Raw genomic sequence first — 21,543 nt, forward strand, 5'->3', positions numbered from 1 at the left:
CGGCGTGACCTCCCGCTGGAACGGCCTCGACGGACTGCGCGGTGTCGCGGTGGTTGCCGTCGTTCTGTTCCACGTCGGCATCGCGCCTGAGGGTTTCCTCGGGGTGGACGTCTTCTTTGTTCTGTCAGGGTTTCTCATTACGAAACTCCTCGTGAACGAGCACCGCAAGACCGGAAGGATCCGCCTCGCGCGCTTCACCGCCCGACGCCTGCTGCGCCTCTACCCCGCGTTGGCTGCGGTCTGCCTCTTTTGCGTGGGACTCGCGGTCCTCAGCGGTCGCGAGGTCGAGGCGATGGTTCACGACGCGGTGCTGTCACTGCTGTATGTCTCGAACCTCTTCCCCATGCAACTCGGGTTGCTCGGGCATACGTGGACGCTCAGTTTGGAAGAGCAGTTCTACCTGGTCTGGCCCGCACTCCTTCTCTTCAGGTTGCGAAGCGCGGGTCGACTGGCGTGGGCGCCGGCCTTCGCGGTGCTGGCGTCTGTGCTGGTCGTCGGCGCCATCTCGGACGACCCCGCTCTCCACACATACATCCGGGCGATGGGGCTGCCCCTGGGGTGCGCTCTCGCACTGGCGTCACCCCGCGTGACCGCGGCGCTCGCGCGAATAGGAAACGTGTCACTCGCCGTGTTCGTGCTGATCATCTTCGTCCCGCTCCCGGACTGGATGACGGTCGGATGGCCGGCCTCGATCGGTGCGATCCTCGCCGTGCCAATKGTGGCACGTGCAGTCAGCCGCCCCCTTCCTCCGCTGTCGACGCCGACGCTTCGGTGGCTCGGCCTCCGCTCGTACAGCCTGTACCTCTGGCATCTGCCGATCATCAGCCTGATGCTTTTCCAGTTCCCTGGCACCATGCCGATGTGGCTCCGCTCTAGCTTCGGAATTCTGCTCTCGCTGGGCGCGGCCGAACTGTCGTACCGATTCATCGAGCAGCCATTCCTGCGATTGCGGGATCGGCGTGCACCCGCCCCGACGGAGGATCCCGGGCCCGATGAAGTTGGCCAAGTGCCGGCGGACCACCGCCCTACTTGACTAGGGGGAAGAGGATCGTCTCTCGGATGCCGAGGCCGGTGATCGCCATGAGCAGACGGTCGATGCCCATACCCATGCCGCCCATTGGCGGCATCCCGTGCTCCATCGCGCGGAGGAACTCCTCGTCGATGCGCATGGCCTCGAGATCGCCGCGAGCGGCGAGTTTCGCCTGCTCTACGAAGCGCTCGCGCTGGATGACCGGGTCAATCAGTTCAGAGTAGCCCGTCGCGAGCTCGAACCCGCGGACGTAGAGGTCCCACTTCTCCACCACACCCGCGATCGAACGGTGCTCCCGCACCAGTGGGCTCGTGTCGAGAGGGAAGTCCATGACGAATGTGGGGCGCTCAAGGTCGCCCTTCACGTGGTGCTCCCAGAGCTCCTCGACGAGCTTGCCGTGGGTGGCGTGCTGCGGCACGTCCACACCGGCGACCGCCGCCATCGCGATCAGGTCGTCAAGCGATGTCTCCGGAGTTACCGCGCGCCCCGCCGCCTCCGAAAGCGAGTCGTACATCGACAACCGCTCCCAGTGGCCCCCCAGATCGTACTCGGCGCCGTCGGCCCAGGTGACCGTCGTCGAACCGGCGACGGCGACCGCCGCATTCTGCACGAGCTGCTGCGTGAGGTCGGCGATGCCGTTGTAATCGGTATAGGCCTGATACGCCTCGAGCATCGCGAACTCGGGGCTGTGCGTGGAGTCAGCGCCTTCGTTGCGGAAATTGCGGTTGATCTCGAACACCCGCTCCAAGCCCCCGACGACCGCTCGCTTGAGGAACAGCTCCGGTGCTATACGCAGGTAGAGGTCCGTGTCGAAGGCGTTCGACTTGGTGATGAATGGTCGGGCAGAGGCCCCGCCGTGCTGCACCTGCAGCATCGGCGTCTCTACCTCCACGAAGCCGTACGCCGTAAAGGTTTCCCGCAGGCTCGCATTCGTCTTAGCACGAGCGAGGACGGTCTCGCGCGCGCGGTCGCGCACGATGAGATCAAGAAACCGGCTGCGCACCCGGCTCTCCTCGCTGAGATCGGCGTACATGTTCGGAAGCGGCAAGATCGCCTTCGAGGCGATCATCCACTCGGCCACCATGACCGACAGCTCGCCGCGACGGCTGGAGATGACCTCGCCCTTCACGAAGACGTGGTCGCCGAGGTCTACGAGGTCCTTCCACCGCTGTAGCGACTCGTCGCCGATGACGGCGAGGGACACCATCGCCTGGATGCGGCTCCCGTCTCCCGCCTGCAAGGTCGCGAAGCACAGCTTGCCGGTGTTCCGGCTGAAGACGACCCGGCCGGCTATCGCCGCCGTGATGCCGGTCTCCGCGCCTGCCTCGAGGTCACTGAAGCGTTCACGGAGCGCGGGGATCGTCTCGGTGAGCGGAATGGACACGGGATAGGGGCCGCCCGCCGCGTCGGTGCGCTCCGCCATGAGACGGTTGCGCTTGGCGAGCCGCACGGCCTTCTGCTCAAAGACCTCCTCGTTCGACGGCTCGGGCGCGCTTTCGTTGGTTCTGGTCATGCAGTGGGCTCCTCGGGGCAGGCCTCCCAGCCTACTGCCCGTCCTTCCGGGGCCGTGGGCCGGCTTGGGCCGCACTCCTGCTCATCCCCTGCCGTTGCGCCCAAGCCGCTCTCACCGGGTTTCGCGCCGTGCGAGGGACTAGTCAGCCGATAGTGTTCTTCCGTGATGCCGGATGCGAGGCGAGCCGCGAACGAAACCCGCCGGCGCCGTTTTCGTGTCACGCTACTGGTCGCCATCCCCGTTCTGCTCTTCGCGACTCTCGCCTCTTGGGCGTTCGCATCGCCTGTGGGAGCGAGTCCTGACGATGACTTTCATCTACCTGCAATCTGGTGTGGTCTCGGTGAGAGGGATGGCCTGTGCGAGGCGACGGGCGAGGCCAACGCACTTCTAGTGCCCGCGCCCCTTCCTTCCGCGGCGTGCTTCGCGCTCCGATCGGAACTAAGCGCTGCGTGTCAGGACATGAGCGAAGCGGGACTAGCGGAGACCAAACTCACCAATGCCCAAGGCCTTTATCCACCGCTGTTCTATGCGGCGATGTCGGTCTTTGCGAGCGCGGACCTCGAAGTGTCGGTGATCACAATGAGGCTTGCCAATTCCGCGATCGCTGTCGGGATGCTGACCAGCGTTTTCTTCGCGCTGCCGCGAAACATCCGGCCGGCACTGGTCCTCAGCGCGTTGTGCACAACCGTCCCGCTTGGCGTCTTTCTCATCCCGTCGACGAACCCTTCCTCCTGGGCGATCACCTCGGCTCTCACAGTGTGGGTGAGCCTGTTCGGGGCGGCTCGCACGGCGTCGTCCTCGCGGCGCGCAGTCCTGTCAGCTCTCGCCGTCATCGGCGCGGTCTTGGGCGCTGGAGCCCGAGCGGACGCGGCGTTGTATGCCGTCGTTGCTGTTGTGCTCGTGGGAATAATGACTGCTCGGTCGAGGCGGACGCTCATCGTGCCCGCCGCCGCCGCCGTGATCATCGTAGTCATCGCGATCGTGTTCTACACTGGAGCTGGTCAGGCCGGAGCTATCGGCGGCCTCGGCGGCAAGGAGCAGGATCTCACTGCTGGAGACCACGTCGAGAACTTCTTAGGCGTTCCACTCCTATGGCTCGGCGTATTCGGATACACAGGACTGGGGTGGCTAGATACACCTATGCCGCCTGCGGTATGGGTGCTCGGATTCGGCGTGTTCGCCGCTGCTCTGGGTGTCGGTCTGCGACGAGTGTCGTTCAGGCGATCGCTGGCTTTGGGCCTCTCGTTCGCCGCTATCTGGTTGTTGCCGTTCGTGGTGATCGTGCGTTCACGGGTCATGGTCGAGGACTTTTGGATTCAGCCTCGTTACATCCTGCCGTTGATAATCATGCTCGCTGGAATCGCAACGGTCGGCGTTCCGCGGGGGCAATGGAGCGGGCCTCGATTCAACGTGTCGGCGGTGGCCCTCGCCGCCAGCATGGTCGTTTCGCTGAACCTCAACATTCGGCGGTACACGACCGGCTTCGGCGCCAGCACCGTTGACCCTGGTGCCGGGGCAGAATGGTGGTGGTGTGCCGGACCGGCACCCTTGACTGTCTGGCTTGCAGGCAGTGCGGCGTTTGCAGTCGCGCTCGTATTCATCGGCAGTCTCAATCGAGGCGGAGCGCTTCTAGACCCTCATCCTGCTTCGGAAGAGATCCCGCCATTTGCAGAAGAGCCGGCAAGAATGAAGAACGATGCCGTGGGTCCCACCTCGCTGACGCGCCGATCGTCCGGGGTTGATTTTGGGAGCGCTGACGAACTGCACCAAGCGGCATCAGACCCCCTTCCTGCTCCAGGCCCAACGCCGTGACAGCCCTCTTGCTGAGCTGTCGGAGCCTCCAGAGGAGCGCGGTCACGAGCCGCTTACAGCGAGCAACCGCGGTTAGCCCCGAAGCCGCTCGGAGCTGCGAGGTGAGAAGCGATACCGCCCGGAGACTACACCGAGTAGCCATTCGATCGGGCCCTTGCCAACGAACCGCCACCAGAGAATGCCGACGAGGCTGACGCCGACGACCAGGATCAGCCACGCACCCCAGCGGCCCTCCACGGCGATCGCGAACGCGACCATGGCGGCGACGACGGCGACCTGCAGCACGTAGACGGATAGAGAAACCRTCCCCAGGGCGCGGAACGGGGTGAAGAACGCGTCGATGACGCGCGCGGGGCCCGGTGCGCGCACCGTGGCAAGCGCCACGATGACGACATACGTCAAGAACACGAGCCCGACATCGTGCACCGTGTCGATGTACGTGCCCGATCCGATGATCGCGTACAGCGTCGCCTGGTCCGATCCCATCGCCGGTGCGACGAGGTTCTCGTACAGCGGACGCAGCGGATACGCCAGGAGGGCGATGACCAGCAGCGCCAGCAGCAAGCGGTCACGACGGAATCCATGGCGCAGAAGGGCGACGCCGACGAGGAAGAAAGGGAGGAGATTGAGCGCGCGGTACTCACCCCCGGTGAAGAGCCAGTCCATCGGGAACACCCACGGGGTGTAATACAACGACGGGAGCAGGCCCATCATGACCGCCTGCACAGGCTGGCTGATCACGACGATGCCCGCCGCGATTCCGAGCACCCACCGCGTCGAGAGCAGCACGATCGGCGTGCCGATGATGAGCGTGGCGCCGAGGGGCGCGAGGACGATCGCGATCCACGTCCACCACGAGGCCAGCCACAGGCCGAGCACGACGAGGAGGGCCCCGCGGATGAGGTTCTGAAGGACGAGCAGCCCGCGGTCACGCGCCTCGGCCCCTGTCTTCAGCACGACGATCGCGGTCGACATGCCCATGACCAGGGCGAAGAGCGGCGACGCCACATCGCTGATGTTGCCCTGCAGAAAATGCACCGGCCCGGGAAGCGGCTCCACGAGTCGTCCGGCATGGGCGATCAGCATCGCGAGGATCGCGACGCCCCGAAGCACGTCGGGTACGACAAGCCTGTCCTCTTGGAGCCGGGGTGCGACCGGGTCGACAATCGCACCGACCGCCGTGGTCACTGATGCTCCCTGCGTGGTGCGCGTGTGCATGTCCCTCCCGCGCCACATCCTAAGCGCGCGGACCCGAGACTGCCTCAGTCGGCGAGCGTGATCTCGATCGGCTCACCCAGCGGCGCCCACCGCACGCGATCCGAGACGTTCGCTGGCTCCGCCGCCAGGAGCCGGCGAGCCGACCCCTCCTGCTCGGTGAAGTGGCTCCACCCCTCGACGTGGATGGGCACGACCACCTCGGGTCGCGCCAGCGCGATGAGCTCGGCCCCTTCCTTCGCGTTCATCGTGTACCGGAGGGGCCCCGAGAGCCCGAACTTCACCGCACCCAGATGAAGAAGGGCCACCTCAGGGGCGAGGTCCGCGGCGTAACCACGGAGCGCGTCGTACAGCACGGTGTCGCCGGTCATCCACAGCCCCGGTCGGGCCGCTCCCGCGAGGGTCAGCGCGAACCCGATGACCGGCCCGACGAGCGGAAGAGTGAGCGGAGCACCGTGGCGGCCGGGCGTCGCCGTGATCGTGAGGTCGGGCCTGCCCGGCGCACTGAGGGTGACGGCGTCACCTGCCGCCAACCCTCGCAGATCGGAATGGGTCAGGGCCTTCGCGCCGGCGTTGGTCGTGAGCACCGTCGTCGCACTCGCGAGGCCGGCACGGCCGGCGCGGTCGAGATTGTCGGCGTGGCCGTGATGGCTGAGCAGCACCACGTCGATGGGCTCCAGCGCCTTGAGCGGCAGCGCCGGGCCCGTCACCTTGGTGGAGCGGGTGCCTGCAGCGAAGGAGTAGGTGCGGCCAGGCGGATCGAACGTGGGATCGGTGAGGATGCGCCATCCCGACCACTCGATGAACGCGGTCGGACCGCCGATGCGGGTGATGCGCATGTGCCCTCCCGGGACTCAGCCGAGGACGCTCTCGGCCTGCTGGATGAAGCGAGCCCGGCGAAGCTCGCCGCGATCATTCGTCGATGCTATCGGCGGGCGTCCCGTCGTCCGCGAGACCAGCGCCGAGCGGTCCTGCCCCGGCAGACCCCGCAGCGGCGAGCGCATGGTCGAGCGTCGAGTGGGCGAGCACTGAGAGGTATGACCCCGGATGCGGCACCCCGGCGGTACGCAGCAGCTCCGCGGCCTGCGCGACGATCGAGCGCGAGAACTCGGTGGCGATGGCGATCCCCTCCGCGTACGCCGCGCGGTCGGCCTCCGCGATGACCACCGGCTCGCACCCGAGTTCGACGGCGAGAGCCTGGGCGATCGGCAGCACCGGAGCCGGGGCGGTGACGGCGGCATATGCGGTGGCGAGCTGGCGGAGATCCATCGACGACCCGGTGAAGGCGATCGCGGGATGCACGGCGAGCGGGATCGCGCCCCGCGCGGCGGCCGGCGCGAGGACCGCCGTTCCGAAGGCAGGGTCGGTGTGCAGCACGAGCTGCCCCGGCTGCCAGGCGCCGAGGTCGGCGAGCCCCGACACGAGATCGGCGAGGTCGTCATGCGGGACGGCGATCAGGACCAGCTCGCTGCGGCGGACGACCTCGAGCGCGTCGAGCACGGGCACCCCGGGCAGGATCGCCTCCACCCGTTCCTCGTCCGAGCCGGGCGTGATGCCGGTGAGCGCGTGTCCGGCGCCGGCGAGTGCGGCGCCCAGCACGGGGCCGACCCGGCCGGCGCCGATGATGCCCACCCCGAGCCTGCTCGCGCGATTCATCCCTGCTCCTCCGCCCATCGATGCGATCGGTCGACCGCCGCCGCACGTACCGCGCCGGCCGCGGCATCCGCGAACAATCCGAGCGCAGCGTCCCGGTCGATCGCCCCCAGTGCGCTGTCGACCGGGCCCGCCACGGTGTGCACTCGGGCCGACGCCACCCGGAATGCCCGATCGATCGGCCCCTGATGGAGGGCGAGACTCTGCAGGCGCGCGAGCGGGAGGATCGCCAGCTTGCGCCAGATGACGCCCCGTCGGAAGAGCACGACATCGCGGGTCATCTGAAACCCATTGCGCTTCCACGACAGCGGCCGAAGGAGGCGCGCGCGCCGCGGAGTGTCGGTGAACGGGTCCTCCTGCTGGGGACCGAGGATGCCCTGCCGCACGATGATCGGCCAGTCGTCCTCATCGACGGCGGGCAGGATCAGCCGCAGCACGCGCTCGACGTCGAGCAGAGTGCCGACCGGCAGCACCGTCGTGAACTGGTCGTTGTTGGAATCGCTGAGGCTGCGCCCCGTCAGCCGGCTGATCCGCACCGTCCACCAGCCGAACCCGCGCCACAGCACCGACTGAGAGACCTCGACCGCGTGGACACGTCCGGGCGGCACGATCTCGGTGATCGTGGTGAGCAGGCCGAAAGTGATCCGCACGCCGTCGGGAGTGGGGGCGATCGAGTAGCGCAGGCTCCGCACGATCGAGCGGATCCAGTAGGCCACAAAGCCGATGACGGCGGGCACCATGCCGATGAGCAGCCAGGGCGTGCCGAGCGCCGATCCGATCGCGATCGCCGCGATCCCGAACACCAGCCCCACGGTGGCAGGGCTGATCACGTGCGACACGACGAGCCGGAGCACGGGGATGTGGACGACCGATTCCGGCTCTTCGATCGCGGCCTCGTCCCCTTCGATGAGGCCGGTGATGCCCCGCGAGACGGTGTCGGACAGCGCCCCCATGCGGGTGCGGCCGTTCCCGGCGGCGCCCGAATGGGCTTCTCCGAGCCGCCGCCCCGAGGCGAGGCGGAGGATGTCGGCGCGCACGGCCTCCGCGTTGACCGTGGAGAGGTATTCGAGCTTCACGTTCGAGTCCGTGCCGGCCCCGACCACTTCGAGCTTGGCCATGCCGGCGAGCCGGGCGAGCATCGGCCGCGTCAGATTGACACCCTGGACCCGGTCGAGCGGGGCGCGGCGCTGGGTGCGGAACAGGATGCCGCTGCGCACCTCCACGTCGTCGCCGGTGATCCGGAAGGTGTGGAAGCGCCACGAGAGATAGAAGATCGCGGTGAGCGCCAGGAGGACGACCACGACGGCGATGCCCGCCGCCAGGTAGAGGTTGTTGGCGACGATGAAGTCGATCGGATCGCCCGATCCCTCGAATTCCTCCAACTCCTCCGCGGGGAGGTCCGGGGCCAGTGCCGGGAGGAAGAGGAACACCAGGCGGTCGCGGAGATTGGCGACGATGATGCCGATCACGACGACGAGGAACAGGCCGCCCCGCAGCAGGGGGGTGAGCGGGTGCAGCCGGTGCCACTCCCCGTCGCTCATCGGCGAGCGCACGAGCGCCTGGGGCGGCGCGACGACCGAGGCCTCCCCGCTCAGTGGAGTCGGTGCCGGCAGCGACCCAGCCGGAGACGCACCGGCCGGCAGACCGGCGTCCTGTGTCGCGGACCTCGAACCTTCCGGCAGCACGCCGGACTCGCCGGATGGCGGGACGGGCTCGGTCACAGCCCGGTCCGGCGGCTCTCGGCGACGGTCACCAGATGATCGCGCAGGGTCTCGGCGGTCATCTGCTCGAGCCCGGGGATCGTCACACCTGTCGTGGCGGCCGCCGTGACGAACTTCAGCTGGGCGATGCCGAATCCTCGGTCGAGGGGACCGTGCGTGATGTCGACGAGCTGCATGCGGCCGTACGGCACGGCGACCATCCGCTGCCACAGGATGCCGCGGCGGAAGACGAGGTCATCCTTGCGCAGCTGATACCCGATGGCCCGCACCTGCCGCGGCAGGATCGCCATGGTCCAGATGAGGATCGCGCTGAGGATCCCACCCGGGATGAGCGCCCACCGCTGCTCGAGCCCGAGCGCGAGGACCAGCATCGCCACGACGACGAGCAGCAGCATCGTCCCCGACGAGATCAATTGCACCCAGACGTACCGGCGCGAGATCTGGTGCCATCTGCCCTCTTCCAGCGCCAGGCGGTGGGGCGAGCGCGGCTCGATCAGGCGCCGATACGTGCCGTGATCGAGGGATGCCGCTTGTTCGGCCTCGTCGAAGGATGCCGCCGCCTCGACCTCATCGACGGCGTCAGGCGCAGCCTTCGTCTGCCCGCCGTCACTCGGCTCGAGTGGCGCGGAGTGCGCATCGACGTCGCGCACTGGCGCCCACGCTTCCGCGGGACCGGCCTCAGTGCGAGTGGGCGTCGAATCCGGGACCGGGGTCGCCGGGTTGTTCGTCATCGTCGTCCTTCCGGATGGTGCACAGGTGCTCGGCGACGAGTCCGGCGACGACGAGCAGGGCGCCGCACACGATCGTCGCGATCACTGCGCCCCATGAGCCTACCGATGGGGTCACGGGCCTTGTCACGAGGAAGAGCGCGAGCCCCGCGCCGAACCCGGCGAACGCCGAGCCGACGATGCTCGAGGCTTTCGCGAGCATCGCGATCCGGAGGGCCCGGAACGGATCGACGGGACGAGCGCCCGTCGTTCCGCGCGTCGCTCTGCGTATCGGGAGGGCGAGGACGATCACGAAGCCGCCCAGCAGCGCGAGCAGGATAGGAAGCGTCACGCCCGGCACGAACGTGGGCCGCCCGGCCCCGGTCAGCACCTGGTCCAGGAAGAACCCCACGGCCACGCCGATGGCGCCGGCGGCGGCGAGAACGCCGGCTCCCGTCCTCTTCACGAAGCGTCTCTCAGCCGCCGCAGCAGCTCATCGACGCGCCCGACGCCGGGCAGCTCCGCTTCCGGATCGAGGATGAGCCAGGGCGCGAGGACGAAGTCGCGCTCGGCTGCGCGCGGGTGCGGGAGCTGCAGCGTGGGGGTGTCGCTGCGGGCGTCGCCGTAGGCGATGAGGTCGAGGTCGAGCGTCCGATCGCCCCAGCGCTCGGTCCGCTCGCGACCGTGGCGCACCTCGATCGCATGCAGGTACGCGAGCAGGACGGACGGCGCCAGCCTCGTCGTGACGAGGGCCACGGTGTTGAGATACGCCGGGGCATCGGCATCCGGTCCCTCTGGCCTCAGGGCGACGGATTCGATGACGTCAGCGACGCGCACGTCGTCCACGAGCGGCAGCCGCGCCAGGTCGACCACGGCCGACCGAATCGTCTCGGCCCGATCGCCGAGGTTGGAGCCGAGCGCCACGACCGCGGCGACGGGGCTGCGGGGGATCGACTCGGAGCTCCCCTTGAAACCCTCGGCGAGACGGCGGTTCATCGGCCGGCCTTCGTCCGGTTGACGGTCACCGCGACGTCCGCGAACGGGACGGCGATCGGCGCTGAGGGCTTGTGCACGGTGATGCGGGTCATCTGCACGAGCTCGTGGGCGAGCACCGCCTCGGCGATGCGGCTCGCGAGGGTCTCGATGAGGTCGACCGGATCACCCGAGACGATGCCGGCGATCGCCTCTGCGAGCTCGCCATAGTGGACGGTGTCGGCGACGTCATCGGTTTCGGCCGCCCGGGCGGTCGAGACGAAGAGCTGCGCGTCCACGATGAACTCCTGCCCATCCCGCTTCTCGTCGGGGTAGACACCGTGGAACCCGTAGGCGCGGATGCCCGTGATGGTGATCTCGTCTACGAAGTCCATGTCGATCCACTCTTCCACTGCGCCGCCACATCGAGCGCATCGACTGTCGCGGCGACCTCGTGCACCCGGACCGCCCATGCCCCCGCTTGGGCGGCCAGGACGCTCGTGACCGCGGTCGCGAGATCGAGACGGGTCCCGGATGCGTCTCCCCCGCGCGCTTCGAGGGTCTGGACCAGGAACCGCTTGCGGCTCGTTCCCACCAGCACCCGATGGCCGAGCGCCGCCAGGCGCGGCATCCCGTGCAGGACCGCCCAGTTCTGGGCGCCCTTCTTGCCGAATCCGATGCCCGGGTCGATGATCACCCGCTCGGGCGGGATGCCGGCGGTGACGGCCGCCTCGACGCGACTCTCCAGCTCGGCGACGACCTCCGCGACGATGTCGTCGTACGACGCCCCCGCGTACATGTCTGCGGAATGCCCGCGCCAGTGCTGCACGACGATCTCGGCATCCGTCCCCGCCACCGCGGCGAGCATGTCGGGGTCTGCGAGCCCTCCCGACACGTCGTTCACGATGCCCGCCCCCGCCTCGACCGCCGCGATCGCCGTTGAGGCGTTCATCGTGTCGATGCTGACCGTGGCGCCCGCCTCGGCGAGAGACCTGACGACGGGAAGCACGCGCTGCCGTTCGATCGAGGGGTCGACGCGCTGGGCGCCGGGGCGCGTCGACTCGCCTCCGACATCGAGCATCGCGGCGCCCGCTGTCAGAAGCGCCAGCCCGTGCTCGATCGCGGCATCGGCGGCGAGAAAGAGCCCGCCGTCACTGAAGGAGTCGGGCGTGACGTTGACGATCCCCATGACGAGGCACTGCATCGCACCCGCCGTCACCGTCTGCCGGCGCCGATGAGGGCGATCAGCTCGGCGCGCGCCGCCGGATCGGCGAGTTCGCCGCGCGCCGCGATCGTGACGGTCGAGGCATCAGGCTGGCGCTCGCCGCGCATCGTGACGCACTCGTGCGACGCGTCGAGCACGACCAGCACCCCCCGGGTGTCGAGGGCGTCCTGGATCGCGTCGGCGATCTGCTCGCCGAGGCGCTCCTGCACCTGCGGGCGCGACGCGAGCACCTCGACCACCTTCGGCAGGGCGCCGAGGCCCACCACGCGGTCGTCCGGGAAGTACGCGATGTGCGCCTTGCCCCGGAAGGGCAGCAGGTGGTGCTCGCACACCGAGCGGAACTGGATGTCGCGCAGCATCACCGCCCCCGACGGGGACGTCTCGGGGGCGGGACCGTGCGAGACCGAGATCGTGTGCGCGAGCGGCGCCATCGGGTCCTGCCCGACACCGGAGAAGAACTCGCCGTACGCATCGGCCACGCGGCCAGGCGTGGCCTTCAGTCCCGGACGGTCGGGATCCTCCCCGATCGCTTCGAGGAGCTCACGGACGAGCGACGCCACGCGGTCACGGTCGACGGCCACGGGCCGAGCCTACGCGGTCGCGGGTCGCGCCTGCCCGGTCGGGCGGCGACGGGTCGCCTTCTCGGCGACCGGCTCCTCCGCCTCGACGGATGCTGCCAGCCCGGCCTCGTCGCGCCGCTGGGGCACGTCGACCGGCGGCTGGGTCGAGACGGGACGGTCGTCGCTCGAGAGCCACTGCGGGCGCGGCGGGAGCCGCTTGACGTCGCGGAAGATCTCGGCGAGCTCGAGGTGATCGAGCGTCTCCTTCTCCAGGAGCGCAAGCGCGAGCCGGTCGAGAACCTCGCGGTTGTCGTTGATCACCTCGTAGGCCTCGTTGTGGGCCTGCTCAATGAGCGCACGCACCTCTGCATCGACCCGCTCAGCCACGCGCTCCGAGAAGTCGCGGCCATGGCCCATGTCGCGGCCCATGAAGACCTCGCCCGAGGATGATCCGAGCTTGATGGGTCCGACATCCGTCGTCATGCCGTACTCGGTGACCATCTTGCGGGCGATGCTCGTCGCCTTCTCGATGTCGTTCGACGCGCCCGTGGTGGGGTCGTGGAAGACGATCTCCTCCGCGACGCGGCCGCCCATCGCGTACGCGAGCTGGTCCTGCAGCTCGTTGCGGGTGATGGAGTACTTGTCATCGAGCGGCAGCACCATCGTGTAGCCGAGCGCCTTGCCGCGGGGCAGGATCGTGATCTTCGTCACCGGGTCGGTGTGGTTCATCGCCGCAGCCGCAAGGGCGTGCCCGCCCTCGTGGTAGGCGGTGATGAGCTTCTCCTTGTCCTTCATCACACGCGTGCGACGCTGGGGACCGCCGATGACGCGGTCGATGGCCTCGTCGAGCGCACGGTTGTCGATGAGCTGGGCGTTCGAGCGCGCCGTGAGCAGCGCGGCCTCGTTGAGGACGTTGGCAAGGTCGGCGCCGGTGAACCCGGGCGTCTTCCGCGCGACGACCTCGAGGTCGACTCCCGGAGCGAGGGGCTTGCCGCGGCCGTGCACCTCGAGGATCTGCTTGCGACCCTTGAGATCGGGGGCGTCGACGCCGATCTGACGGTCGAAGCGACCAGGACGCAGCAGCGCCGGGTCGAGGATGTCGGGACGGTTGGTGGCGGCGATGACGATGACGTTCGCCTTGGGGTCGAAGCCGTCCATCTCGACGAGCATCTGGTTGAGCGTCTGCTCGCGCTCGTCGTGACCGCCGCCCATGCCGGCGCCGCGGTGACGTCCGACCGCATCGATCTCATCGATGAAGATGATGGCCGGAGCGCTCTCCTTCGCCTGGTTGAACAGGTCGCGGACGCGCGAGGCGCCGACGCCGACGAACATCTCGACGAAGTCCGAGCCCGAGATCGAGTAGAAGGGAACGCCCGCCTCGCCGGCGACTGCCCGCGCGAGAAGCGTCTTGCCGGTTCCGGGAGGGCCGTACAGCAGCACGCCCTTCGGAATGCGGGCGCCGACGTTCTGGAACTTCGTCGGGTCCTTCAGGAAGTCCTTGATCTCCTGCATCTCTTCGATGGCCTCGTCGGATCCCGCGACGTCGCCGAACGTGACGGTCGGCGACTCCTTGGACACGAGCTTCGCGCGGGACTTGCCGAACTGCATGACCTTGCTGCCGCCGCCCTGGGCGCTGGAGAGCAGGAACCAGAAGAGCAGGCCGAGCAGCAGGATCGGGAGGAAGAGCGAGATGAAGCCGTCGAACCACGTCGAGCGAGGGACCGCGTCATTGAAGCCGTCGCTCGGCTGGGCCGCGTCGACTGCCTCGACCACTTCGTCGGCGCGCGCCTGCACGTAGTAGAACTGCACGTCGGTCGCACCCTCGTATTCCTCGGAGAGCTTCATGTCGACGCGCTGGTCGCCGTCCGTGTTCGTGACCTCGGTCACGGTGCCGCCGTCGAGCAGCTTCAGGCCCTCTTGCGTCGAGATCTGCTTGGCACCGCCAAGACTCGAGATGAGGGAGAAGCCCACCACGAGGAGGAACCCGATCATCAGCACGTAGAAGAGCGGGTTGCGAGTGATCTTCTTGATGTCCATGGTGCGGGCGGAGCCCGTTCCCTTCGTCAGCGAGCCGACGCACAGCCGACGGGGGCGGCGACGGTTGGATCAGGGTATCGCGCGGCACCTATGACGAATCTGTGCATTCGCCCACGGCGTAAGCCGTGGGCGAATCGGTTGTTGAGTAGCGAGCGCCAGCGAGCGTATCGAAACACGCCCACGGCGTAAGCCGCCTGCTTGTGCGACTCGACAACCGGCCCGTCACCGCGTCACCCGGGGTGGGCCCGGATCAGATGGCGGGCTGCCGAGGTCAGGCGTACACGTGCGGTGCGAGCACCGCGACGTCACGCAGATTGCGGTACTTCTCGGCGTAGTCCAGGCCGTAGCCGATCACGAACTCGTTGGGGATCTCGAAGCCGACATAGCGGCATTCGACATGCACCTTCGCCGCCTCCGGCTTGCGGAGTAGGGCGAAGACCTCGACGGATGCCGCTCCCCGCGACGCGAAGTTGTCGAGGAGCCAACTGAGCGTGAGGCCCGAGTCGATGATGTCCTCGACGATCAGGATGTGCTTGTCGTGGATGTCGGTGTCGAGGTCCTTGCGGATCTGCACCACCCCGCTGGACTTGGTGCCGGCGCCGTACGAGGAGACGGCCATCCAGTCGATCGGCACGGGGAAGGGGAGCGCCCGCGAGAAGTCGGCCATCACCATGACCGCGCCCTTGAGGACGCCCACGAGGATGAGGTCCTTGCCCGCGTAATCGGCGGCGACTCGATCGGCGACCTCCTGGAGCTTCTCCCGGATCTGCTCCTCCGTGAGGAGGATGTCGGTGATGTCGCTCTGGATGTCGGCCGCACGCATGCCCCGAGTCTATGGGCGTGCGGCTGGGAGCCCGCGGGGTCAGCCTCGCGCGGTGATCTCGAGCCGGATGCCGACCCGTCGGGCCGTGCAGCCGGGGAGGTCGATGGGGCCCTGGCCGGCCCAGTCGGTGACGAGTCGCGCGACCTCGAGCGTCTGGGCGCGCGTGAGGCTCTGTCCGAACTCGGCGGCGACGACATGCCGGATGATCCGGTGCCGGAGCGCCGCGGGGTTGGCCGCCAGGGCCGGCACCGACACCGAGATGCCCGCTTCGGCGTGCTCGACGATGTCCTCGATCGTCTCGGCGATCATGTCGTCGAACGCCGCCGCGTCCTCTCGCAGCTGCTCGGCCGTGCGGGCGAGCGCCTCGGCCACACCGGGCCCCAGTTCGGCCTCGAGGACGGGCAGCACCCGATGGCGGACGCGCACCCGGGCGTACGCGGGATCGGAGTTGTGGGGATCGGTCCATGGCCGCAGGCCGCCCGCGTCGGCCGCGGCGAGCGTCACAGCCCGCTTCACTCCGAGCAGCGGGCGCACCAACGCGACACCGTCGCCGAGGTCCGACACCGGCGCCATGCCCTGCATGCTCCCGGCGCCCGATCCGCGGGCGAGCCCCAGGAGCACCGTTTCCGCCTGATCGTCGAGGGTGTGGCCCGTCAGCACCGCCGAAGCGCCCTGCGCGAGGGCCTCGGCTCGCAGGGCGTCATAGCGCGCGGCCCGGGCGGCCGCCTCCGGGCCACCGGTGGCACCCACGTCGACCCTGACGACCCGGGCCTCGAGCCCGAGGCCCCAGGCCTGCGCCGCTCCGGCGGCCGCGACATCGGCGGATCCCGCCTGAAGCCCGTGATCGATCGTGACCGCCACCGCGGTGACCCCGGCCTTGGGCGCTTCGAAAGCGACCGCCGCTGCCAGCGCAAGCGAGTCGGCGCCGCCGGAGAGCGCGACGACCACGGTCGTGTCCCCGACGAGCGCGGCCCGCACGGCGCGGCGCACCTCGGCAACAGCGGGATCCAGCCCAGGACGATGCGTCACCCGTCCACGGTACCGATGCCGCCCTGCACAACTCCGTCGGATCGAGTGGGGCGCGGGTACTTCTCCGGCGTTTCTCCCGCTGGGGGCTCGATGTGAAGGAGTTGTGCCGACGGAGGGCTGGGATGAGGAGTTCTACCCGGCCTACAGCCCCCGGCTAGGCTGGGCGAGGCATCCCCACGTCTTCGAAGGAGTACCCACCATGGGCGCGTACGACGCTGTCATCGAGATCCCGCGCAACAGCAAGATCAAGTACGAGGTCGACCACGGCACCGGCCGCGTCTTCCTCGACCGGATCCTCTACACGCCGATGGGCTACCCCACCAACTACGGGTTCTTCGAGAACACGCTCGGTGAGGATGGCGACCCGCTCGACGTGCTGGTGCTGCTCGACCACGATCTGGCCCCCGGCATCCTCGCGAGCGTCCGCCCCGTCGGCGTCCTGAAGATGAGCGACGAGGCCGGAGGCGACGACAAGGTCGTCGCGGTGCTCGCCAAGGATCCGCGCTGGGCGCACATCCAGGACGTGGGCGACATCAACGAGTACACGCAGAAGGAGATCACCCACTTCTTCGAGCACTACAAGGACCTCGAGCCCGGCAAGTGGGTCAAGGTCGACGACTGGGCCGACGCCGCCGAGGCGGAGCGCCTCGTCAGCGAGGCCTTCGACCGCTTCAAGGAGCACGAGGGCCAGACCGCGACACAGGGCGAGGGCGTCGCTCCGTCGACTCTGTAGACAGCTTCACACCGGAGGGGCGGATGCTTCGCCGGCGCTCAGCGCGAGCGCCGCGGCATCCGTCCCTTCGTCTTTGCTGCCGACGGACCGGACGTCAGACCGAGATCCCCCGGTCAGCCATGAAGTAGATCGGATTCACGGGGTCGCCGCTCACGTACGTCTCGAAATGGACGTGGCAGCCGAAGGAGTTTCCCGTGTTGCCTTCGTAGGCGATCAGCTGCCCGGCATTCACGGACTGTCCGTTGCGGACGAGGATGCCGCCGTTCTGGATGTGGCCGTAGCCGGTTCCGATGCCGCCGCCATGATCGAGCTTGATGTAGTTGCCGTAACCGCCGTTGGGACCGGCGTACACGACCCGGCCGCTGTGCGCGGCGTAGATCGCCGAGCCGCACCCCGAGGCGAGGTCCACGCCGTAGTGGAAGCTTGTCGAGCAGTAGCCGTTGCCGCACTGCTGCGAGCGCGGGCCGTAGCCCGACGTGCGCACACCGGACGAAGGACGAGCCCAGCCGGACCCGACGACGGCACCGCCGTTGCCGCCACCGCCACCTCCGCCGCCGCCTCCACCGCCGCCGCCTCCGCCGCCTCCACGGCCGACTGCCGCCGCGGCTGCTGCCGCCGCCGCAGCCTCACGGGCAAGGCGCTCCGCCTCTGCGCGAGCTCGCCGATCCGCTTCTTCCTTGGCCTTGCGCGCCGCCTCGACACCGGCCTCGTAGCCGGCGATCGTCTTCGCGGTCTGGTCCTGGAGTGCGGCGAGCTGAGCCTCGAGCTCGACGCGGTGCCCCTGCTCCTCGACGAGCGCCGCCTGCGCGGCGTCGGCAGCCGCCTGGGCCTCGACCATCTTCTGCTCGGCGATCTGCTGGAGGCGATCGCGCTCATCGCGCGCGACGACAGCCTGGTCGCTGAGGCTCTGCGCCGAATCCCGTGCCGTGATCGCATCGGCGTAGACAGCCTGGTTGCGGTCGATGAGCTGGTCCATCGTCCCCAGCCGAGCGAGCAGATCGTCGGCGGATGCTGCCGACCCGGCGAAGAAGAGCTCGAGCGATGTGTCGTCACCGCCGTTGCGATAGAGCTGCGCGGCGACGCGGCCGGCCTTGTTGGCGGCATCCACTGCCTTCGTGCCCTGATCGTCGGCCTGCTGCTGAAGCTGATCGGCGCGCTGCGAGGCATCGAAGTACGCCTGCTGCGCGACGTAGAACTCACCGGCGAGGCGCTCGGCCTCGGCCTGGGTGCGATTCACCTCGGCCGTCAGGCCTGCGATGAGTCCCTGGATCCGCTGGACCTCCTGCGCCTTCGCCGCCTCGTTCGCGCGGGCGGCCTGGACGTCGTCCCACGAGGGGTAGTCCGCGGCGAACGCCGGTGAGAGAAGGGGCCCGGTGAGTGCCGCGATCCCGACGGCGCCGATGACGCCGAGGCCGAGCGCCGTGCGGCGGCTGACCGAGGGCCACAGGGCTCGACGCTCGCGGGGACTGGGCGCGCAGCCGCAATCCTCCAAGGCGTCTTCGGGCTCCACGGGGACCTCCCAGATGGGGACAACTCTGTTCACACTAGCAACGTCAGTCACAGGCACAAGGGCAAGCCTGTACCTCGCACTGCTGGTCGCTCGGGGGCTGGACTTCCATCGTGCGCCCTTCCGCGGCGGTTTTCCAGGGGGAAGCGCCCTCGATTGGCGGTTTCGGAAAGGATTGCGTATGCTCGAGTGTCGGTAAGCGTGAGCGCCGGGCGATGAGCCAGGGGTTCATTTCGGCCCCATCGTTTAGCGGCCTAGGACGCCGCCCTTTCACGGCGGTAGCACGGGTTCGAATCCCGTTGGGGTCACCCAGCCGAAAGAAATACAACTGAATATGCATGGCCCTGTAGCGCAGTTGGTTAGCGTGCCGCCCTGTCACGGCGGAGGTCGCGGGTTCAAGTCCCGTCAGGGTCGCTTCTAAGCGACGGGCCCTTTGATTTCAGAGGGCCTTTCGTCTAGGACGCGGGAGGATGCTCAGGCATCCCCCGCGTTGGCTCTGTAGCTCAGTTGGTAGAGCGCACGACTGAAAATCGTGAGGTCACGGGATCGACGCCCGTCGGAGCCACTGGCCCTTCTTCAGGCTTCTACTGGGGAGGGGCCTTTTTCGTTCCCCGCGAGCAGCACTCGGAGCCGGGCGGAATCAGGCGCGAGCCTGCGCGCGATCGTGACCGCTGAGCGGACGGCGCTCTCGTGCGAGTCCGCATCGTCCATGTAGAGCCCGGTGAGCCACACGCCCGCGAGGCCGAGCAGCTCCTTCAGACGAGCCTGCGCCGCGAAATGATCAACGGTCACCAGCAGGTGCTCGTATTCGGCGACCGCGTAGAGAGGCTCGGGAAGCCGCTGCTCGTAGGTGACCCAGCTGCGGAAGACCGGCAGCCGAGACTCCGGGTTCCAGATCGACAACTGGCTGTGCGTGCCGTCCCAGCGCACATTGACCACGGACCACGCCGACTCATCCGCCGGCATGAGGGCGCGGTCGCCGTGGATGGCGATCGTCGTATTGAACGTGCGGAAGCGGTCCAGCTGATCGCTCATCGGCTCCAGCCCTCGCAGCGGCCGAAGGAGCGCCGAGGCCCGGGTGGGGCCCGTGGCGACGACGATCTGGTCGAATTCGCAGCGCATCCCCTGCGAGTCCTGGATGACGAGCACGTCGCCCTCGCGGGCGATACTGTCCACGCGTGCGCCGCACCTCACCTCGCCTCGCCGCAGGTCGTGCGCGAGCGCCTCGACGTACGTCCGCATGCCGCCGGGGATCTCCAGCTGCTGGGGTGGATGCCAGCCATCCGGCAGAGCGGCCCCGAGATAGAAGAGCGCGTTGTAGGCGGCGAACTGCTTCAGCTGCGAGAGCTCGACGCACCACAGCGCCAGCAGCATCGGGTACAGGAATCGCTCGACGAACCGCGGGGGCAGCCTCTGCGAATCGATGTGGTCCTCGAGCGTCACTGTCGTGTCGTGCCGGGCGAGGAAGGAGGGGATGCCGCGCAGAAACCGGCGGAAGCGGAGCAGGTCCTGCAGGGCAGCCAGCCTGAGCGACGGCCATACCGGATGCCCGGCTCGCAGGGGCGGCATCGCGACATGCTGGTTCTCCCGCTCGCGAAAGAGCGTCATCGTCGCGGAGTACGAGCGCACGGGCACCTCGAGCGCCGCGAGCAGCCGGTTGAAGGTGGCGTAGCTCTGCCCAGGTCCGAAGAACTGGAAGCCCGCGTCCACCGGTACGCGGCGCCCGTCGACGTTGATGTCGATGGTGTGCGCGTGACCCCCCAGGCGCGCATCGGCCTCGAACAGCGTCACGTCGTGGTCCTGCTCCAGCAGCCAGGCTGAGGTGAGACCCGCGCCACCGGCCCCGATGATCCCGATCCTCACCTCGGCTCCTTCCCCCGCAGTCCACGACAGTCTTTCGGGGCGGATGCCGTGAGCGCTACGTTGTGAGCACCAGCGCAACCCGGTCCCTTCATCCCCCGCCGACAGGACCAGCCGATGGACGCGCCTCGAGAGCCGCGGTGGAGCATCCCGCTTCCCGATCTGACCGGGCGACGCGCCATCGTGACGGGCGCCAGCGACGGCGTCGGTGTCGAGATCGCCCGCGGGCTCTCCGCGGCCGGCGCCCAGGTCATCCTCCCCGTCCGCAACAGGGCGAAGGGCGAGCGCGCAGCGGCACGCATCCGCGAGACGGTTCCGGATGCTGACCTCACACTCGCCGACCTTGATCTGGCTGACCTCGCATCGGTCGCCGCATCCGCCCGTTCACTGGTGGAAGAGGGCGCTCCCATCCACCTGCTCGTCCTCAATGCCGGGATGATCGCGCTGGCCGATCCGGTGCGGCGCACGAGCGCCGACGGGTTCGAACTGCACCTCCAGACGAACCACCTCGGGCACTTCGCCTTCGTCGCGCGGATCCTGCCGCTGCTGACGGCCGGCCAGGCACGCGTCACCGTGCAGAGCAGCCTCGCCGCGAAGTCCATCGGCGTGCGGTTCGACGACCTGCAGCTCGAGCGCCGCTACTCGACCTTCCGCGCCTACGGCTCGTCCAAGGCCGCGCTGAGCCTCTTCGCCCTCGAGCTCGGACGGCGGAGCGCGGCGAGAGGATGGGGGATCTCGACGAACCTCTCCCATCCCGGCATCGCGATCACCAACATCGCGCCTGCGGAGCTGCTCGAGAGCCGGAGCGCCGGAGCAAGACTGGGCCGGAGGATCATGGACGCCGGTATCGGCGGGACGCCGCGCGAGGCATCCCTCCCCGCGCTGTTCGCCGTCGCCAGCCCGGATGCCGCACCCGGCGGCTTCTACGGACCCGGCGGCTTCCTCCACCTGCAGGGGCCGCCCCGAACTCAGCGGCTGTACCGGCGCCTCACCGATGCAGGCGCCGCCGCACGGGTGTGGGCTGTGTCGGAGGAGCTCACCGGCGCCACATGGGGCGCCGGGCACGCGCCACGCTCGGCCCACAGGGGCGAAGTCGGGAGCGACCCAGCCCAGTAGGATCACGACCAGGCGGGTCTCCTGGGGGCG

20 protein-coding genes and 3 tRNA genes are annotated in these 21,543 nt (G+C 68.7%); 7 read left to right on the forward strand and 16 right to left on the reverse strand.

The window, feature by feature from the left end:
- Positions 1-4: 4 nt before the first annotated feature.
- Entirely contained in the window at positions 5-1,033 is a 1,029-nt protein-coding gene (locus AC1DP3_RS10040) for an acyltransferase family protein (RefSeq protein WP_477293026.1), read from the forward strand.
- On the opposite strand, the gene lysS is transcribed toward AC1DP3_RS10040, so the two are convergent.
- Positions 1,026-2,543 carry a lysine--tRNA ligase gene (lysS, locus tag AC1DP3_RS10045; RefSeq protein ID WP_477293027.1) on the reverse strand — a complete coding sequence of 506 codons (1,518 nt, stop codon included), beginning with the start codon at positions 2,541-2,543 and terminating at the stop codon, positions 1,026-1,028. The two genes, AC1DP3_RS10040 and lysS, sit on opposite strands and share 8 nt — an antisense overlap.
- Before the next feature lie 165 nt (positions 2,544-2,708).
- Between lysS and AC1DP3_RS10050 the strand changes: the two genes are divergently transcribed.
- Positions 2,709-4,355, forward strand: coding sequence for a DUF2142 domain-containing protein (locus AC1DP3_RS10050; protein ID WP_477293267.1), 1,647 nt, complete (start codon positions 2,709-2,711; stop codon positions 4,353-4,355).
- 72 nt (positions 4,356-4,427) lie between these two features.
- On the opposite strand, the gene AC1DP3_RS10055 is transcribed toward AC1DP3_RS10050, so the two are convergent.
- The 13 genes from AC1DP3_RS10055 to tilS form a co-directional block, all read right to left on the reverse strand.
- Positions 4,428-5,543 (reverse strand): DUF418 domain-containing protein, encoded by a 1,116-nt coding sequence (locus AC1DP3_RS10055; protein WP_477293028.1) that lies wholly within the window; start codon positions 5,541-5,543, stop codon positions 4,428-4,430.
- 74 nt (positions 5,544-5,617) lie between these two features.
- Positions 5,618-6,409, reverse strand: coding sequence for an MBL fold metallo-hydrolase (locus AC1DP3_RS10060; protein WP_477293029.1), 792 nt, complete (start codon positions 6,407-6,409; stop codon positions 5,618-5,620).
- 73 nt (positions 6,410-6,482) lie between these two features.
- Positions 6,483-7,226: a DUF2520 domain-containing protein gene (locus AC1DP3_RS10065; RefSeq protein ID WP_477293030.1), complete on the reverse strand. Its 744-nt coding sequence runs from the start codon at positions 7,224-7,226 to the stop codon at positions 6,483-6,485.
- Positions 7,223-8,944 carry a PH domain-containing protein gene (locus AC1DP3_RS10070; RefSeq protein ID WP_477293031.1) on the reverse strand — a complete coding sequence of 574 codons (1,722 nt, stop codon included), beginning with the start codon at positions 8,942-8,944 and terminating at the stop codon, positions 7,223-7,225. The genes AC1DP3_RS10065 and AC1DP3_RS10070 overlap by 4 nt, the downstream gene beginning before the upstream one ends.
- Positions 8,941-9,441 carry a PH domain-containing protein gene (locus AC1DP3_RS10075; RefSeq protein WP_477293269.1) on the reverse strand — a complete coding sequence of 167 codons (501 nt, stop codon included), beginning with the start codon at positions 9,439-9,441 and terminating at the stop codon, positions 8,941-8,943. The genes AC1DP3_RS10070 and AC1DP3_RS10075 overlap by 4 nt, the downstream gene beginning before the upstream one ends.
- Positions 9,442-9,622: 181 nt before the next feature.
- Positions 9,623-10,117, reverse strand: a complete 495-nt coding sequence (locus AC1DP3_RS10080; protein ID WP_477293032.1) for a DUF3180 domain-containing protein — start codon at positions 10,115-10,117, stop codon at positions 9,623-9,625.
- Positions 10,114-10,647, reverse strand: coding sequence for a 2-amino-4-hydroxy-6-hydroxymethyldihydropteridine diphosphokinase (gene folK / locus AC1DP3_RS10085; protein WP_477293033.1), 534 nt, complete (start codon positions 10,645-10,647; stop codon positions 10,114-10,116). The genes AC1DP3_RS10080 and folK overlap by 4 nt, the downstream gene beginning before the upstream one ends.
- Positions 10,644-11,018: a dihydroneopterin aldolase gene (folB, locus tag AC1DP3_RS10090; protein ID WP_477293034.1), complete on the reverse strand. Its 375-nt coding sequence runs from the start codon at positions 11,016-11,018 to the stop codon at positions 10,644-10,646. Before folB ends, folK begins: the two co-directional genes overlap by 4 nt.
- Positions 11,006-11,827 carry a dihydropteroate synthase gene (gene folP / locus AC1DP3_RS10095; protein WP_477293035.1) on the reverse strand — a complete coding sequence of 274 codons (822 nt, stop codon included), beginning with the start codon at positions 11,825-11,827 and terminating at the stop codon, positions 11,006-11,008. The genes folB and folP overlap by 13 nt, the downstream gene beginning before the upstream one ends.
- A gap of 11 nt (positions 11,828-11,838) precedes the next feature.
- Positions 11,839-12,429, reverse strand: coding sequence for a GTP cyclohydrolase I FolE (folE, locus tag AC1DP3_RS10100; protein WP_477293036.1), 591 nt, complete (start codon positions 12,427-12,429; stop codon positions 11,839-11,841).
- Between the two features lie 9 nt (positions 12,430-12,438).
- Complete coding sequence (gene ftsH / locus AC1DP3_RS10105) at positions 12,439-14,445, reverse strand: ATP-dependent zinc metalloprotease FtsH (RefSeq protein ID WP_477293037.1); 2,007 nt, start codon at positions 14,443-14,445, stop codon at positions 12,439-12,441.
- A gap of 271 nt (positions 14,446-14,716) precedes the next feature.
- Positions 14,717-15,268: a hypoxanthine phosphoribosyltransferase gene (hpt, locus tag AC1DP3_RS10110; protein ID WP_477293038.1), complete on the reverse strand. Its 552-nt coding sequence runs from the start codon at positions 15,266-15,268 to the stop codon at positions 14,717-14,719.
- 39 nt (positions 15,269-15,307) lie between these two features.
- On the reverse strand, positions 15,308-16,297 hold the full coding sequence (tilS, locus tag AC1DP3_RS10115; RefSeq protein WP_477293039.1) for a tRNA lysidine(34) synthetase TilS: 990 nt from the start codon (positions 16,295-16,297) through the stop codon (positions 15,308-15,310).
- Positions 16,298-16,496: 199 nt separating this feature from the next.
- Here tilS and ppa point away from each other — a divergent pair, with 199 nt between their 5' ends.
- Positions 16,497-17,030, forward strand: coding sequence for an inorganic diphosphatase (gene ppa / locus AC1DP3_RS10120; protein WP_477293271.1), 534 nt, complete (start codon positions 16,497-16,499; stop codon positions 17,028-17,030).
- Between the two features lie 94 nt (positions 17,031-17,124).
- On the opposite strand, the gene AC1DP3_RS10125 is transcribed toward ppa, so the two are convergent.
- Positions 17,125-18,573 carry a peptidoglycan DD-metalloendopeptidase family protein gene (locus AC1DP3_RS10125; RefSeq protein WP_477293040.1) on the reverse strand — a complete coding sequence of 483 codons (1,449 nt, stop codon included), beginning with the start codon at positions 18,571-18,573 and terminating at the stop codon, positions 17,125-17,127.
- Between the two features lie 199 nt (positions 18,574-18,772).
- Here AC1DP3_RS10125 and AC1DP3_RS10130 point away from each other — a divergent pair.
- The 3 genes from AC1DP3_RS10130 to AC1DP3_RS10140 all read left to right on the forward strand — a co-directional run bounded on the left by AC1DP3_RS10130 (position 18,773) and on the right by AC1DP3_RS10140 (position 19,102).
- Positions 18,773-18,845: transfer RNA gene (locus AC1DP3_RS10130), tRNA-Glu, on the forward strand.
- 32 nt (positions 18,846-18,877) lie between these two features.
- A tRNA-Asp gene (locus tag AC1DP3_RS10135) sits at positions 18,878-18,951 on the forward strand.
- A gap of 78 nt (positions 18,952-19,029) precedes the next feature.
- A tRNA-Phe gene (locus AC1DP3_RS10140) sits at positions 19,030-19,102 on the forward strand.
- 11 nt (positions 19,103-19,113) lie between these two features.
- On the opposite strand, the gene AC1DP3_RS10145 is transcribed toward AC1DP3_RS10140, so the two are convergent.
- Positions 19,114-20,400: an FAD-dependent oxidoreductase gene (locus AC1DP3_RS10145; protein WP_477293041.1), complete on the reverse strand. Its 1,287-nt coding sequence runs from the start codon at positions 20,398-20,400 to the stop codon at positions 19,114-19,116.
- Between the two features lie 114 nt (positions 20,401-20,514).
- Here AC1DP3_RS10145 and AC1DP3_RS10150 point away from each other — a divergent pair, with 114 nt between their 5' ends.
- On the forward strand, positions 20,515-21,513 hold the full coding sequence (locus AC1DP3_RS10150) for an SDR family oxidoreductase (protein ID WP_477293042.1): 999 nt from the start codon (positions 20,515-20,517) through the stop codon (positions 21,511-21,513).
- Positions 21,514-21,543 lie beyond the last annotated feature (30 nt).

Source organism: Microbacterium sp. P5_B6 (assembly GCF_056400345.1).

Coding starts and splice junctions, on each gene's coding strand:
- AC1DP3_RS10060 (WP_477293029.1), bottom strand. CDS start 6,409: ATGCGCATCACCCGCATCGGCGGTCCGACCGCGTTCATCGAGTGGTCG.
- folP (WP_477293035.1), bottom strand. CDS start 11,827: ATGCAGTGCCTCGTCATGGGGATCGTCAACGTCACGCCCGACTCCTTC.
- hpt (WP_477293038.1), bottom strand. CDS start 15,268: ATGCGTGCGGCCGACATCCAGAGCGACATCACCGACATCCTCCTCACG.
- AC1DP3_RS10050 (WP_477293267.1), top strand. CDS start 2,709: ATGCCGGATGCGAGGCGAGCCGCGAACGAAACCCGCCGGCGCCGTTTT.
- folK (WP_477293033.1), bottom strand. CDS start 10,647: ATGAACCGCCGTCTCGCCGAGGGTTTCAAGGGGAGCTCCGAGTCGATC.
- AC1DP3_RS10065 (WP_477293030.1), bottom strand. CDS start 7,226: ATGAATCGCGCGAGCAGGCTCGGGGTGGGCATCATCGGCGCCGGCCGG.
- ftsH (WP_477293037.1), bottom strand. CDS start 14,445: ATGGACATCAAGAAGATCACTCGCAACCCGCTCTTCTACGTGCTGATG.
- lysS (WP_477293027.1), bottom strand. CDS start 2,543: ATGACCAGAACCAACGAAAGCGCGCCCGAGCCGTCGAACGAGGAGGTC.
- AC1DP3_RS10150 (WP_477293042.1), top strand. CDS start 20,515: ATGGACGCGCCTCGAGAGCCGCGGTGGAGCATCCCGCTTCCCGATCTG.
- ppa (WP_477293271.1), top strand. CDS start 16,497: ATGGGCGCGTACGACGCTGTCATCGAGATCCCGCGCAACAGCAAGATC.
- folB (WP_477293034.1), bottom strand. CDS start 11,018: ATGGACTTCGTAGACGAGATCACCATCACGGGCATCCGCGCCTACGGG.